Source organism: Candidatus Pelagibacter sp. FZCC0015, from assembly GCF_007833635.1.
In the GTDB taxonomy this organism is placed as follows: Bacteria; Pseudomonadota; Alphaproteobacteria; order Pelagibacterales; family Pelagibacteraceae; genus Pelagibacter.
Genome location: NZ_CP031125.1, coordinates 319164 through 334769 on the forward strand (window position 1 = coordinate 319164; position 15606 = coordinate 334769).

The window sequence follows — 15606 nt, forward strand, 5'->3', positions numbered from 1 at the left end:
AAAAATAAAAATTTACTTATCTAAAATTATATCCCATGAGACTGGTGTACCTTTTGAAACATCAAATTTAACACGTTTGCCAAGTAACGACTCATAATATTTTGGCAACAATCCATTACCTGGTCTTACACGTCGTAAATTTTTTGGAGTAAGAATTTCACCTGATTTCATATTTTCCCCAATATAAAGAGATCGTCTTCTTGAAAGAGACCCTTTTTCTGCTTCAGTAAAACCATAGGAAATTGAACCTAAAGCCTGATGAGCTCTCTCAGTTTCAGAGACTAAAGATGCCAATTCACCTGGCTCTAAAGAAAAGGCGGAGTCAACACCTCCATCCGCACGAGATAAGGTAAAATGTTTTTCTATCACAGTAGCTCCAATTGCTACAGCAGCAACTGCAGCACCTATTCCTAGAGTATGATCTGATAAACCAACCTCGCAGGCAAATAAATCTCTCATATGTGATATGGTTTGTAAATTTGTATTTTCTGGGGATGCAGGATATGTGCTCGTACATTTAAGTAAAATTAAATCTTTACAACCTGCACTACGAGCTGCATCAACTGCCTCGGTAATTTCAGTAATCGATGCCATACCTGTAGATATAATTAATGGTTTTTTTGTACTAGCTGCTTTTTTAATTAATGGTAAATCAACACACTCAAATGAAGCAATTTTATAAGCTGGAACATTAAGTGTTTCCAAAAAATCAACAGCAGTTTCATCAAACGGTGTGCTAAAACATAATAATTTTTTAGATTTTGCATGTTCCATGATAGGTTTATGCCATTCCCATGGCGTGTAAGCTAACTTATACAAGTCGTGCATTGCTTGTCCCTTCCATAAAGATTTGGGATCATCAATATAAAACTCACCATCTTTAATATCTAAAGTCATTGTGTCTGCTGTATAAGTTTGCAATTTAATAGCATGTGCTCCTGCATTTGCTGCAGCATCAACAATTGACAATGCACGATCTAATGATTGATTGTGATTACCTGACATTTCAGCAATTATGAATGGCTTTTCTGTCTTACCAATTTTTTGTGTTTTTAAATTAATCATTTTAATTTAAAATTATATATTCATAAATTATGTGTAATAATTACAAATTGAAAATCAACTTATTTTATTACCCAATCTTATATTTAGTATTTATTTTTGAATTAATAAAGTCTTTGTTTTTCAACCACACAGATTTTTTTAAAAGAAATTCAGAAATATTATTGTTTATTTTTTTGTTAAATTTAAAGCCTAAAGATTCATGGAATCTAATTGATTCATTATTGGTTGAATATATAGATGCAAACACACCATTCATGCGCAAGTCAAAAAAAACTTTATTTAATACCCGATGCGCAAGGTAGGTACCAATACCTCTTTTAGAAAGAGGTTTTTTATATATGCTCCACTTTACTTTTTTTAGGCTTATTTTTTTTAAGTTGACTATACCAAATATGGTATTTTTTAACGATATCAAGAATGAAAAATAAGATTTATTGGACTGTATTTTTTTATACCATTTTAAGTGCTTTGCATAAGTAATGTAAGCAGTATCTAAACTAATTTCTCTAACTTTTAAACTATTTCTCCAGCTCAAAATTTTTCTTAAATCACTATAATAAATATTTCTCAAAATTTCTGAATTTTTTATCAGCCATTTCTTTCTGGTTAATTTCATTGTCTTCCATTCAATTTTATTTACACTTTCATTCTTATTTTTTAATATATTAAAACCAAGTTTTGTATTTAGTTTAATATTACTAAAATTATCTTTTAAAGTTTGTGCAAAAAAGTAATTAATTTTTGTTGATATAAAAATAAAATTTACCCATTCTTTTGTAGCTTCAGAACCCAATCCTTTACCATGATAATTTTTATAACCTATATACTTACCTAATTCGGCATAAAGAGTGTTATTTTTAAAATAAAATACAGTATTTATAATTCCAATAATTTTTTTATTTCTCTTATTTATAATTGCATAATCGACACGATTAGTTCTTTTTTTAAACCATTTAATATGAGATCTGTAATTCATTTCTTCTTCTGTCCTCATCATATTAAACACAAAATATTTGTTTCTCATTTCAAATATTTTTCGTAAATCTTTTATTGTTATAGGTCTCAAAATTAACCTTGGAGTCTCTAATTTAGTATTAGTTATATTTTTTATTATTTTAGAAAACATATTTTATAATTAAATTAACTTTATATTATTAATTTAAATTTTATAGAAATTATTTTAATGCCTATAAATCAAAATTATTGTTTTTAAGTATTTATTCTGAAGTAATTAAATCTATTTTAAATCTAAAATTTTTAGATATTTTCCCAGTTACTAGGATTAATTAACAAATTATCATTTGAAACCATAAATGATAGATCGTGATTTAAAATTTTCGATTTTGATAATTTAATTAATTTCTGAAGCTGATCTGCATTGTTTACACCAATAACAATACGATCTACTTCTGGTAATGACATTGGATATGACAAACATACTTGAGCCGCATCCAAATTATACTTTTTTAATTCTAAAAACCATCGATCAAATAAATCAGCCCATCTATTAAATTTCATAGGAATTTGATCTTGCTGCATTAACAATAAGCCTTGAAGAAATGTTGATCGTGTATGTATCTCTATATTTTTATTGTGTAATTTTTTAAGCCATCCACTTTTTTCAAGTCGCCTATCTATTATATTTAATGGAGCCTGAATAATATCTATTTTAAAAAGATTAATAATTTTATCTATTTCTGAGGGATCATAAATAGAAACACCAATTTTTTCAATTAACCCCTTCCCTTTTATTTGGTTAAGCGCATAGATCAATTTACAACCAGAATCACCTAAAAGATCCTGGGATTTATGTATTAATAATCCATAAAGGGATTTTATACCTAATCGATGTAATGATTTTTTAATCATTTCTTCAACTATTATATCTAAATCTCCGTTAATATTTGAAACTGATGGTAATTTTGAAACAAATCTAAAATCTAAAATTCCTATTTTTCCAATGGTTTTTTCACTAACACCATATGAAATAGCTGTATCAATCAAATCAATATTTTCCTCTTTTGCCAGTTTAATTATTTTTGATGCTTCTGATAAGTTAGTTTGACCATAAAAATTTGATACACCATAATTTAAACCAAATTGAACTGTTCCCAGAGCAAGCTTATTCATAAAAACTTTGTTTTCTCAATACAGAAGTAGCTCTCAATTTATCTTTATCATCTTTAATTTTATTTTCTTCTTCTGACATAATTTCATGAGATATACATTTATAAAATGGATGCCAATCAAATAATTTTCTATAATCCATTTTGTATGAAAACATACCTGGGTAATGATGATATTTTTTTTCAATTGGAGTTTCAGAAAAAAAATCGTGTATAATAATAAAACCTGAATCTTTTAAAACTCTATCAGCTTCTTTTGCAATTAAAAAAAGATCACTTCGATCACAAAGATATAAGCAAAATCCAAACACCACAAAGTCAAACTTTTTATTTTCGAAATTAAGAATATCAGCTGTTCCCTTAATTGCTTTAACCCCTTTATTATTTGCAAGTGCGATTGCTTTTTCAGACGGATCTATACCATAACAATTTAATTTATAATTTTTAGAAATCCAATGTAATCGTTTTCCTTCTCCACAACCAATTTCAAGCAATTGTTGATTTTCCATATTTTTCTTTTTATTTAAAAGATTTGACAAAATATTAATAATTGGATCTTGTGATCCCATCACACGATTTTGTATGGCTAAATGATTTCTATCAAACCAAGCATTACCTTCTTGCTCTAAAAAAATTTCTTTTTGTTTCTTCTTCATATATTTTTTAATACTGAAGCTAAAGATTGCAAAACAAAATCCTGCTGTTGATATGAAAGAGAGGGGTATATTGGGAGGCTAATTGATTCTCTATAAAATTTTTCTGCTTCAGGAAAATCTTCTTTTTTAAATCCTAAATTCTCATAATATGGATGACGGTGAACTGGAATATAATGAACATTTACTGCTATACCATTTTTCCTAAGTGTATCATAAATTTTTTTTTGTATTTCAGTGTTTTTATTTTCTTTAAAACAAGCAGAATAAAGATGAAAACTTGAATAAAACCCTGGAAGCTGTTTTTGTGTTTTAATTGATAAACTCTCAAATTCTTTGTTGTATCTTTTTGCAATGTTATGACGTTTTGTGATATAGTGGTCTAATCTTTTTATTTGACTCAATCCTAATGCAGCTTGAATATCATTCATTCGATAATTAAAGCCCAATTCGATTTGTTGGTAATTCCAAATTTCATTTTTAGGGCGTTGATGCATTGTCCCCTTATCGTATGTTATTCCATGAACTCTAAGTCTATACATTTTATCTGCAAGATCCTTCTTATTTGTAAGTGCCATACCACCCTCGCCAGTAGTTATTATTTTAACTGGATGGAAACTAAATACTGTTATATCGCTATGAACACATGATCCTACCTTAATTTCATTATATGATGCACCGATTGCGTGTGAGGCGTCTTCAATAATTTTAAAACCAAACTTTTTTGATAATTTATGTATAGCTTCCATTTCACTAGGTTGACCAGCAAAATGAACTGGTATTATAATTTTGGGTAATTTTCCTTTTTTTTCTGCTACTTTTAATTTTTCTGATAATGCTTCAACATTAATGTTGAAAGTATCCGGATTTATATCTACAAAATCTACACCCGCACCACAGTATCTAGCACAATTTGCACTAGCAACAAAGGTATTCGGTGAAGTCCATAAGTAATCACCTTTTTCCAGTCCTAAGGCTAGACATGCGATGTGCAAAGCACTAGTTGCGCTATTAACAGCGACTGCATAAGAGGCCCCACAATAATTTGCAACCACTTTTTCAAATTTTGGAACTACTGGTCCTTGGGTTAAAAAATCAGACTTTAATACTTTCTCAACTTCATCTATATCACTATCTGTAATTTCTTGACGACCGTAAGGTATCATTTATTAAATATTGTCTATAAATTTTTTGTTAGCATTAATCCAATCGTTAAGTTCTTCAATACTCATCCAGTCTGAATTATTATCACTACTATAAACAAAACCTGATGGGACTTTTTTACCTTTTTTTATCCGCGTTTTATCTTTATCCCAATCATTTATTTGAGGTAAAATTTTGTAATAATTAGAATATTCATAAGTATATTCAGAGTCTTCAACACTAATCATCTGCTCATGAAGTTTTTCACCAGGTCTTATGCCAATAATTTTATGTTTTGCTGTTGGTGCTATTGCACTTGCAATATCTATGACTTTTATTGATGGGATTTTTTTGACATATATCTCGCCACCAATCATGTCTTCAAATGCATGCCAAACAAGCTCTACACCTTGCTCAAGTGAAATCATAAAACGTGTCATTCGTTTATCAGTAATGGTCAATTCATTTTGATCTCTAGTTGATAAAAAAAATGGAATTACAGAACCTCTTGATCCCATAACATTACCATAACGAACAACAGCAAAAGATGTTTGTGTACCAGCTGCATAAGAAGAGTTACTTGCTATAAATAGTTTGTCAGATGCTAATTTACTCGCACCATAAAGATTTATTGGGCTGCTTGCCTTATCTGTTGAAAGAGCTACTACACGTTTTACACCTTGATCAATACAAACATCAATCAAGTTCATTGCGCCATTTACATTTGTTTTTATACACTCAAAAGGATTATACTCTGCTGTAGAAACTATTTTTGTTGCTGCAGCGTGCACAACGTACTCCACACCATTTAGTGCTCTACGAAGACGATCTTTATCACGTACATCACCAATAAAAAAGCCAACTCTTTTATCATCTTTAAAATGTTTTTGCATTTCCCACTGCTTCATTTCATCACGTGAAAATATTATTAAACGCTTTGGATTAAATTTTTTTAATGTAAGTGGAACAAATGACTTACCAAAAGAGCCTGTACCACCAGTAATTAAAATTGATGAATTTTTTAACATTTTGTATTATTTTAATTTTATAGTTTTAACTCAAAAATAATCCTCAGTATTTATAAATTTATTGAATTTTACTTTAACTTGAAATTTCCTTCTTTCTATTATGCAAATGCTATCACAATTATCAACAGTACTCAAACAGTGAGCTATTATTATAATATTTAAATTATTCATAAAATAATGTTTAATTTTGATCTTGAAATGTTAAAAAATTTAATAATTTTTTAAGTTTTGTTTTGTTCCTTTAGAAAACTTTTATAAGTTTTAATAATACCCTCCTCTAAGTGAACTTTTGGTTTAAAACCAATTTGATTAATTAAATGACTATCAACTAATTTTCTTGGACTTCCATCAGGCTTGCTTTTATCAAATTTAATTTTACCATTATACCCAACGACTTTTTTAATCATTTTAGAAAGTTCCATAATAGTTAACTCAAGTCCACTACCCACGTTGATGTGACTACATCTAGGTTTGCTATATTTTTCATATATTTGTTTATCTACATTCATTATTTGGATAGATGCAGAAACCATATCATCAACAAAAAGAAATTCTCTTTTAACAGCGCCTGTGCCCCAAATACTCACATTTGGTAAATTTTTAATTTTCGCTTGATGAAAACGATAAATTAATCCAGGTATAACATGACTATTTTTAGGATCAAAGTTATCACCTGGTCCATAAAGATTGGTTGGCATAAGACTACGATAGTCAATTTCATGACTTTTACCAAATTGTCGATTGTAACTTTCGCAAAGTTTAATACCAGCTATTTTAGCAATTGCATAAGGCTCGTTAGTTGGCTCTAGTAACCCGGTTAGTAGTTCATTTTCTTTCATAGGCTGATTTGCTTTTTTTGGATAAATACAACTAGATCCTAAAAATAATAATTTTTTTACTCCACTCACAAATGAGCTATGAATTATATTATTTTGTATCATTAAGTTTTGATAAATAAATTCTGCTGGATAAGTATTATTTGCATGAATACCTCCTACTCTTGCCGCCGCTAAATACACTTGATCGATTTTTTGTTTTTTAAAGAAATTTTCAACATCTGTTTGTTTAATTAGATTTAAATCTTTTTTATCTATTGTAATTAATTCTACGTTTCTTTTTTTTTTTAAAACACGAACTAAACCTGATCCGACCATTCCTTTGTGACCAGCTATATATATTTTAAGTTTAGTCATTTTTATTTATAAAAATATTGAGAAAGAATTAACTATTAGTAAGTTGCTCATTTTTTGCTATTTTCAAATCTTCTTCAACCATTTCTTGAACTAAATTTTCAAAAGAAATTTTAGCAACCCAATTTAATTTTTTTTTTGCTTTTGTTGGATCACCTAATAAATTTTCTACTTCAGAAGGTCTAAAATACCTTGGGTCTACTTTTACTACTTCTTTACCATTTAAAATTCCTTTTTCGTTTATACCTTTTCCTTTCCATTCAAAGGCCATATTTAAATTCTTTGCTGCTAAATTTATGAAATCTTTAACTGAATATTGTTTTCCTGTTGCAATAACAAAATCATCTGGTTCTTTTTGTTGAAGCATTAACCACTGGGCCTCTACATAATCTTTTGCATGCCCCCAATCTCTTAAAGCATTTAAATTACCCAAATATAAATTTTTTTGTAAACCTAATTTTATTCTAGCTAAACCTCTTGTTATTTTTCTTGTTACAAAAGTTTCCCCTCTTACAGGTGATTCATGATTAAATAGAATTCCATTACAAGCATAGATGCCATAAGCTTCTCTATAATTAACTGTAATCCAATAAGCATATAATTTTGCAACTCCATAAGGACTTCTTGGGTGAAAAGGAGTATTTTCATTTTGAGGCACCTCTTTTACTAAACCATATAATTCAGATGTTGATGCTTGATAAAATTTTGTTTTTTTTTCTAACTTAAGAATACGAATAGCTTCTAAAATTCTTAGTGCTCCTAAAGCATCAGAATTAGCTGTATATTCTGGCTGTTCAAACGAAACTGCTACATGACTTTGAGCTGCTAAATTATAAATTTCGTCAGGTTGTACCTCTTGAATAATCCTGGTTAAAGAAGTTGAGTCTGTTAAGTCCCCGTGATGTAAAATAAATTTTCGATGACTTTCAAACGGGTCTTGATATAAATGATCTATTCGATCTGTATTAATTAATGAAGTTCTTCTTTTTATGCCATGTACCTCATAATCTTTATTTAGTAAAAATTCTGCCAGATAAGACCCGTCTTGTCCTGTCACACCAGTTATAAGAGCTTTTTTCATATAATTTATTTCATTAAGTATCATCTATATAAAAAAAATTCCATAGATTTAGAGCTTATATTTTATATTAAAGGAAATCGTTAACATTTAATCTTCAATTTTTTTAATTTATCTATAAGAAATATTTAACTTAAATATTAAAATTTAATTATTTCAAAATTTTACTGAATATATTAATTTCGACTATTAACATTGATAGTTTTATTTAACTTTTTTGATAAGAACTTTCTATGAGAAGCTATATTATAAAATCATATAAAAATTAAACAAACTTTTTAATGTAAATTTATTTATTAAATTTTTTTTTTAATAAATAACTTCAAGAAGAAATAACAGACAATATATAATAAATATAAACTAAAATGAATTTTTTACATTTTCTCGAAATTGACTATCTAGATCAATCAATTCGTTAAAATTACCTTGTGCTTTAAGCTTACCTCTCTCTAAAACATAAATTTGATCACATCTTTTGACTGTACTCAAACGGTGAGCGATTATTATAATAGTAATATCCTTTCTAAGATTATTAATTGCATCCATTACAATTTTTTCAGTTGTGCCATCTAGAGCACTTGTTGCTTCATCAAAAATTAAGACTTTTGGGTCATGATATAAAGCTCGTGCAATTCCAATACGTTGACGTTGTCCACCTGATAATCTAATTCCACGTTCACCAATTGTAGTTTGGTATTTCTTTGGCAATTCATCTATTATAAATTCATGCAAACTTGCAATCTTGGAAGCTCTTTCAACAGCTAGTTGATCAATATCTTTGTGATCTATACCAAAAGCAATATTAGCAGCAACTGTATCGTCGGATAAATAAATATCTTGTGGAACAAAACCTATATAACGTTGCCAAGACTTTGTATTAAATTTTGTAATCAATTTACCGTCAATTTCCAAAGATCCATTTTGAGGTTCCAGTAATCCTAAAATAATATCAATTAATGTAGTTTTACCACTACCAGTAGCGCCTACCAATCCTACTGTAGAATTTATAGGAATGTTTATATTTATATTTTTTAAAGCTTTTATTGAAGAATTTGGATAGTTATAATCAACACTTTTTAGATTAATTGTTTTATTAAAATCTAAAATACTCTCACTCTGTTTTTCATCATGAGATTGAAGGTTTCTAAGATCATTATTTAATTCATCGATTGAAGGACCAACAAAAGTAAGCTGGGTAAAGCAAGAATACATCATTTGTAATGCTGGTAATAGACGATATCCAGCAAAAACATACACACTTATAATAGGTAAAGCATTGTTAAAACTGCCCGTATCAGACATGCTATAAAGTATTATTAATAAAACACCACCAAAACCTATACTCTCTAAAAAGAATCTAGGTATTTGAGCTATAGAAGAGACATAAGCCTGGGTTAAAGCAAAGATTTTGGAAGAAATAGAAAAATTATTAATATAGGTTTGCTCTAATCCTCCAACTTTAATTTCTTTTACTGCACCAAAGGCCTCACTAACAGCGGTAAAACGTAATTGATTATTTTTTAATGAGTCTTTTCCAATCTTTTTAAGATATTTATTTACAGAATAATAAATTAGCACATAAATTATGCTAAGTGAAAGACCAACTATTAAAGCAAGTTTTGGGTCAATTATAATCAATAAAATAATAATCGCAATCGTAACTGAGCTTTTGGCAATTAAATCCATCAAATTTGATAAACCTCTACCAGCTATTTTACCTGACTCAGATAAAATGCTTTTTCCAAGATCAGCACTATGACGACTTAAAAACCAGCTGTAAGGCTGATGCAAATATCCCTCTACAAGACGTCTACCTATGCTGTGCTCCATTAAAAAAATAAATCGAAGTTGTATGTAAGTTACAATGGCTCTGAAAATTAGTGTAAAAATTAAAATAAAAAATAACAAGACACCCAAAAAAAACATGAACTCTTGAGTATTTTGAACTCCAAATATACTTGATGCTTGAAACATATATTTTAAAAAATAGTTTGTTTCAACAATACTGGGGTTTGTTAGAACTGCTATGAAAGGCATTATAGATGCTACACCTACCATATCTAAAAATGCTAATATCAAGATCATTATTACTAATAAACTAGCTTTTTTTTTTTCTTGAGTGGAAAGTAGAAATAATAATTTCTTAAATGTTTGCATTAAATGAATATAGAGTTGTAATATGTTTTTATAAATTTTCTCATAGCTGTTTTTATATATTTAATTTTTTATTTTGCTATTTGCTAAAAAATCCACAATTGAAAGAAGCCAAGTATGATGAGTCATTTCTATCAAATTATAATTTTTGCTATTTAACCATAAATTTATATGTCCAATTTTTCTCACTTTGTTATTTTTATCAAAACCTGTCAGTGTAACAACCTTACATCCAATTTTTTTTGCAAACTTTGCACCATTTATAATATTTTTAGATTGTCCACTGCTACTTATACAAATAAGAAGATCACCTTTATCTGCATAAAAAAATATTGCTCTTTGAACCCAATTTTCATAACCATAATCATTTGAAAAGCAGGTTAATAGATCAGCTTCATTAAAATTTATTGCTCTTATTTTTGATACTTTTGTTAAATCAACACTTACGTGGCTTGCCATAGCAGCACTACCACCATTTCCTACTAAAATAACTTTTTTCTTTTTCTTTTTAATTTCTCTAATAATTTGAACAATTTTATAAAAATCTTTTTCATTATAATTTGAAAGAATCTTTGAAAATTGATTAAAATAATTTTTAAAATAATTTTTTTTCATAATAGATATATATATAGGTAAAATTTATTTTTATATAAAATATTTAATAATAAAATATTAGCCAAAATAAGATGAATATAGAAAAATATTTATTTTTGAATTACAAGTAAAAAAATTAATAAATATTGTGAATTATGAATTAAAACTATAATTTAATTAAATGAAATTAAAAATTATTTGTTTTGATATCGATAACGTTATTTGCAAAACAAACACTAAAGATTACTCAAAGTCAGTACCAATAAAAAAAAACATTAAAGTTATTAATGAAGCATATGAGAATGGATTTAATATTATATTGTATACTGCGAGATATATGGGTAGGTACAATGGAAATGTATCAAAAGTAAAAAAACACATAAAGTCTTTTACATTAAATCAATTAGAAAAATGGGGTGTGAAGTATCATAAAATTTATTTTGGAAAACCAAGTTTTGATTTATTTATTGATGATAAATCTTTATTTTTTAAAAAAAATTGGACAAAGTTATTAAAAAAAAAATTAAATATTAAATAAATATTTTAATTAAAATCTAATTAATAAATAGAGTGAACCAATTATTTTAAAAAAGTATTTACTTGGTTAAGATTTCTAATGGTTCCAATATCTTGAAAAAATTTTTTAGTTTTATAAACATAGATATAATCTTTTATAAAAGGAATTATGTCATTTGAAAAATCTTTAGCATCACTAAAATTATCAACAATAATTTTTAGCATTTCAGGAGAAATCACATAAGTTGCTCCATTCGCTAAATTTCCATTACGACCCTTCTTTTTTTCAAAATAATCAATTATAGAATTATTTTTTTCTTTTATAATTCCACAAGTTTCCGGTTTTCTAGTTTTAAATGCTACCATTGTCATTAGATATTTCTTTGGTCTATTGTTATGAAAGGAAATAATTTTACTCAAACTTTCTAAAAAATAATTATCACAATGAGCTAATAATAAATTTGAATTTAAAAAATAATTAATATTTTTTATAAGAGTTCCAGCTGTTCCTAAAAGAGTTGGCTCATATAAGATTTTTAATTTTGTATTTAATCTTTTTTTTTTTAAATAACTTTCTACTTGTTTGTGTTGATAGTGAGTATTTACATAAATTTTTTTTGCATTAATTTTAATTAAATTTTCAATCCAAATAGATATTATTGGTTTACCCTTTATTCTTACTAAGCATTTAGGTTTTGTTAAGGTAATAGGTTTTAACCTTTTACCATAGCCAGCAGATAAAATTAGTGCATTCATTTTAGTGAATTTAAAATTTCATTTTTTTTTATTGGTATATTTCCTACTTTTTGAATTTGAATAGCCGCTGCAAGTGAGCCAATATAAGAGCTAATCCACAAATTTTTATTTAAGGCAAAAGACATTGAACATGCTGATAAAAAACAATCCCCAGCTCCCGCAGGATCTCTAACAACATTAGATAAAGCTGCTATTTTATCCGTTGAAAATTTTTCTTCTCCTTCCTGAATCAGAATGCCTTCTTTATTAAGAGTAATAATTACATTTTTTGATATATTTTGAGCAATTGCTTGCAAACCTAATTCAACTAATCCAGATGAAAAATCTTTTAGTCCCAATCTTATTTCATATTCTGTAGGAGTTGTTAAATCAATGTTCGAAAACTTTGTTATATCACCAATTTGTGAAGAGCTTTGGCTATCACCAACTATTGTTAAATTTTTATTTTTTATTTTAAATTTATTAATTGTATCTACTAATTTTTTTGTAATTACTCCATAACTAAAATCTGAGAGTATTATCAAGTCAGTTTTTTTTATTTCTTTTTTAATTAAATTTAAAACTTTATTCTCAATTAAATTTGATATTGGACTTTGATCAAATTCATTAAACCTTAGCAAGGTAGTATTGCCAGATCTAAATCTTACTTTTTTTGTAGTTATTCTAGATTTATCTTTAATTAAATTAACAAATACTCCCTCTTTTTCTAAATTTTTTTTTAAAAATTTATTTTCGCCATCATCGCCTATTACACTGATAAATTTTGTTTTTGCTCCTAATGAGGATGCATGGGCAGCTAAAATTGCTGCACCACCTAAAAACCTTCTTTTTTCAATTGGCTTAACTGCTATAGATGTGTCCTCTCTAGACATTCCAATACTCTCACATGCTTGATATTCATCAATTATTGTATCGCCAATAACTATTACTTTAAGACCTTTAAATGAATTTATAGTTTTTTTAATTTTATCTTTGCTAATTTTATATCTTCTAAGATAATCATTATCAGCATTAATTTGAGTCATATAATTAGAGGAAAATTCTTTTTTTAATAAATCAGCAGATGACAAGTTTGCAGTTCCAGAGCTAAAAATTAATTTACTACCAATTTTTTCTATAATTTTTTTTTCAATATTAAATTTATTTTTGTATTCAAATCCCTTAATCACGGCATCTGGCTTGATTTTTTGAATAAAGCTCTCTATTGAATTTCTAATTAAATATACTTCATCAATTAATTTTATAGACTTAATATTTAAATATCTTATTTTATCTTTTATAAAAGCTTCATCTTTTGCTAATTTATCACTAAGAACACCTACTATTAACTTTTCTGAAATTTTTTTAGCAAACTCTAATATACGTAAGTGACCTGCGTGAATTACGTTAAATTTTCCTGTGATAATAACTTTTTTATATTTCATAATTAAAATTTAATTAATATTCTTCCATAAGATTTTTTTTGCGACATATACTTAATTGCTTTATTAATTTCAGACAATTTAAAAATTTTATTATAAAAATTATTTAAATTTATATTATTTTTTTTTATTAGTTTATAAATTAGTGGAATATCTTTAGTAGGATTAACATTACCACCAGTACTTCCAATTATTTTTTTTCCAAGAACTACTTGCAGAGTATTAAATGAAATCTTTTCTTTGAAATTTTGCACTCCTAATAATATCAATTTACTTTTTTTTAACATAAGATCGAGACCTAGTTCTATTATCCTCCCATTACCCGTTGTATCGAAAACATAGTCAAAACAATTACCTTTATTCTTATTTAAAATTTTTTCTTTAAGTTTAATGAGGTCATTATTTTTGAAAAGAACAAAATCTTTTTGCTTAAATTTTTTAATAATTTTTTTTTTATTAATATTGGAATCTACAATTATTATTTTTTTAGGCTTCATTAGACTCAAAATTTGTATTAAGCTCATTCCTATACCACCAGCTCCAAATATTAAAATTGATTTTTTTTTTTTAACTTTTGCATCATAAACCACTGCACCAAACCCGGTTGTTAGTGCACAACCAAATATCACAGCCTGTTTTTCTGAGATACCCTTAGGCATTCTAGTTATTCTATTTTCTGAAACTACTGCAAATTCATTAAATGTAGTCACTTTTCCAGCATTAATTTTTTTTTTACCTTTAAAGTAAGTTGGACAACAAGAATCGTATCCCTCACCTTTTTGCCAATGCAAAATAACTCTATCTCCTATTTTAAATTTTTTTACATATTTATTTTTATTTATAATTATGCCTGTTCCTTCATGACCTAACAAATGAGGTAAAAAATTATCTTTTCCTTTTACACCATTAATTTCTCCTATCTGAGAACCACATATGCCACTATAATACATTTTAATCAAAACCTGTCCTCTGTTTAGTTTGTCGTTAAATTTAATATTAGATATTAATAGTTTTTTTTTTAGCTGTGTTAGAATTGCTGCTTTAAAAATTAAATCTTTATTTTTATTATTTAGCATAATATAGAAAACCTTTTAAACTAAAATGTTAAATCTTACAAAACAAGAACTCGATGAAAATCTAAATTTAAAAGAGGGTTTTGTTGTAAGCTATATATCCTCCAATGATTTAGAGATAATAAGATCTATAGTAAATTCACATTGGAAAAAAGTATTACTCTCTAACTATCCTAAAAAATTTAATAATCCAGAATACCTACAAATATACGATTATCAAAAAATTTCAGATCAAATAGATCATAAAAAACTATGGCCACTGAAAAATAGAATATTATCATTTAGTGATTATAAAAAAATTTTATCAACAAATTTATTTAATGATATAAAAAGTATTTATTCTGATGCTGAAGTTTCAGATGAAAATGATATTGGTCATGGTGAAATTTACTGGCGAATTGTTAGACCTAAAAGTCCAAAAGATGTTGGATCCGTTCATGCAGATAGATGGTTTTGGGAAATTAATAATAACTATTCACCTCCGAACTCTAGAAGAATTAAGTTTTGGATATCATTATGGTGTGAAGGAAATAATGGATTGAGCGTTATACCAAATACTCAAAAATTAAAATATGATTTTGATTATGAATTTAGAGATGGGCAAAACAAACCTATTTTTTTACCTGAAAAAAAAAACCTAAAACTGTTAAAGTTAAACTCCAAGCCAGGAACATTGGTAGTTTTTCATGATAATTTGTTGCACGGAGGGTGTCTAAATGAATCAGATTTAACTCGTGTAAGTATTGAATTTACAATATTTACAAAAAATAGTTAATTAATTTTAATTAAACACAAACATATTTTAAAAT

At 27.0% G+C, this 15606-nt stretch carries 15 protein-coding genes; 2 read left to right on the forward strand and 13 right to left on the reverse strand.

Annotation, left to right across the window (positions count from 1 at the left end):
• Positions 1-12: 12 nt before the first annotated feature.
• The 10 genes from pseI to DT059_RS01730 all read right to left on the reverse strand — a co-directional run bounded on the left by pseI (position 13) and on the right by DT059_RS01730 (position 11052).
• Positions 13-1065, reverse strand: a complete 1053-nt coding sequence (gene pseI, locus DT059_RS01685; protein ID WP_145596218.1) for a pseudaminic acid synthase — start codon at positions 1063-1065, stop codon at positions 13-15.
• 67 nt (positions 1066-1132) lie between these two features.
• Positions 1133-2191: a GNAT family N-acetyltransferase gene (locus DT059_RS01690; RefSeq protein ID WP_145596220.1), complete on the reverse strand. Its 1059-nt coding sequence runs from the start codon at positions 2189-2191 to the stop codon at positions 1133-1135.
• A 131-nt stretch (positions 2192-2322) separates the two neighbouring features.
• A complete protein-coding gene (locus tag DT059_RS01695) occupies positions 2323-3195 on the reverse strand; it encodes an aldo/keto reductase (protein WP_145596222.1) in 873 nt (290 codons plus the stop codon).
• Positions 3188-3847, reverse strand: a complete 660-nt coding sequence (locus DT059_RS01700) for a class I SAM-dependent methyltransferase (RefSeq protein WP_145596224.1) — start codon at positions 3845-3847, stop codon at positions 3188-3190. Before DT059_RS01700 ends, DT059_RS01695 begins: the two co-directional genes overlap by 8 nt.
• A complete protein-coding gene (pseC, locus tag DT059_RS01705) occupies positions 3844-5010 on the reverse strand; it encodes a UDP-4-amino-4,6-dideoxy-N-acetyl-beta-L-altrosamine transaminase (protein WP_145596226.1) in 1167 nt (388 codons plus the stop codon). Before pseC ends, DT059_RS01700 begins: the two co-directional genes overlap by 4 nt.
• Positions 5011-5013: 3 nt before the next feature.
• A complete protein-coding gene (pseB, locus tag DT059_RS01710; protein ID WP_145596228.1) occupies positions 5014-6015 on the reverse strand; it encodes a UDP-N-acetylglucosamine 4,6-dehydratase (inverting) in 1002 nt (333 codons plus the stop codon).
• 221 nt (positions 6016-6236) lie between these two features.
• Positions 6237-7208 (reverse strand): GDP-L-fucose synthase family protein, encoded by a 972-nt coding sequence (locus tag DT059_RS01715; protein WP_145596230.1) that lies wholly within the window; start codon positions 7206-7208, stop codon positions 6237-6239.
• A 28-nt stretch (positions 7209-7236) separates the two neighbouring features.
• Positions 7237-8286, reverse strand: coding sequence for a GDP-mannose 4,6-dehydratase (gmd, locus tag DT059_RS01720; protein ID WP_145596232.1), 1050 nt, complete (start codon positions 8284-8286; stop codon positions 7237-7239).
• Positions 8287-8643: 357 nt separating this feature from the next.
• A complete protein-coding gene (locus tag DT059_RS01725; RefSeq protein WP_240704610.1) occupies positions 8644-10440 on the reverse strand; it encodes an ABC transporter ATP-binding protein in 1797 nt (598 codons plus the stop codon).
• 60 nt (positions 10441-10500) lie between these two features.
• On the reverse strand, positions 10501-11052 hold the full coding sequence (locus DT059_RS01730; protein WP_145596234.1) for an SIS domain-containing protein: 552 nt from the start codon (positions 11050-11052) through the stop codon (positions 10501-10503).
• A 160-nt stretch (positions 11053-11212) separates the two neighbouring features.
• Between DT059_RS01730 and DT059_RS01735 the strand changes: the two genes are divergently transcribed.
• Positions 11213-11569 (forward strand): phosphoheptose isomerase, encoded by a 357-nt coding sequence (locus DT059_RS01735; RefSeq protein WP_145596236.1) that lies wholly within the window; start codon positions 11213-11215, stop codon positions 11567-11569.
• Between the two features lie 41 nt (positions 11570-11610).
• On the opposite strand, the gene DT059_RS01740 is transcribed toward DT059_RS01735, so the two are convergent.
• From DT059_RS01740 to DT059_RS01750, 3 genes are read right to left on the reverse strand one after another with little or no spacing between them, the layout of a single operon-like run.
• Complete coding sequence (locus DT059_RS01740) at positions 11611-12303, reverse strand: nucleotidyltransferase family protein (protein ID WP_145596238.1); 693 nt, start codon at positions 12301-12303, stop codon at positions 11611-11613.
• A complete protein-coding gene (locus tag DT059_RS01745; RefSeq protein WP_145596240.1) occupies positions 12300-13727 on the reverse strand; it encodes a PfkB family carbohydrate kinase in 1428 nt (475 codons plus the stop codon). Before DT059_RS01745 ends, DT059_RS01740 begins: the two co-directional genes overlap by 4 nt.
• 2 nt (positions 13728-13729) lie before the next feature.
• A complete protein-coding gene (locus tag DT059_RS01750; RefSeq protein ID WP_145596242.1) occupies positions 13730-14800 on the reverse strand; it encodes an MDR/zinc-dependent alcohol dehydrogenase-like family protein in 1071 nt (356 codons plus the stop codon).
• Between the two features lie 25 nt (positions 14801-14825).
• Between DT059_RS01750 and DT059_RS01755 the strand changes: the two genes are divergently transcribed.
• Positions 14826-15572 (forward strand): phytanoyl-CoA dioxygenase family protein, encoded by a 747-nt coding sequence (locus tag DT059_RS01755; protein WP_145596245.1) that lies wholly within the window; start codon positions 14826-14828, stop codon positions 15570-15572.
• Positions 15573-15606 lie beyond the last annotated feature (34 nt).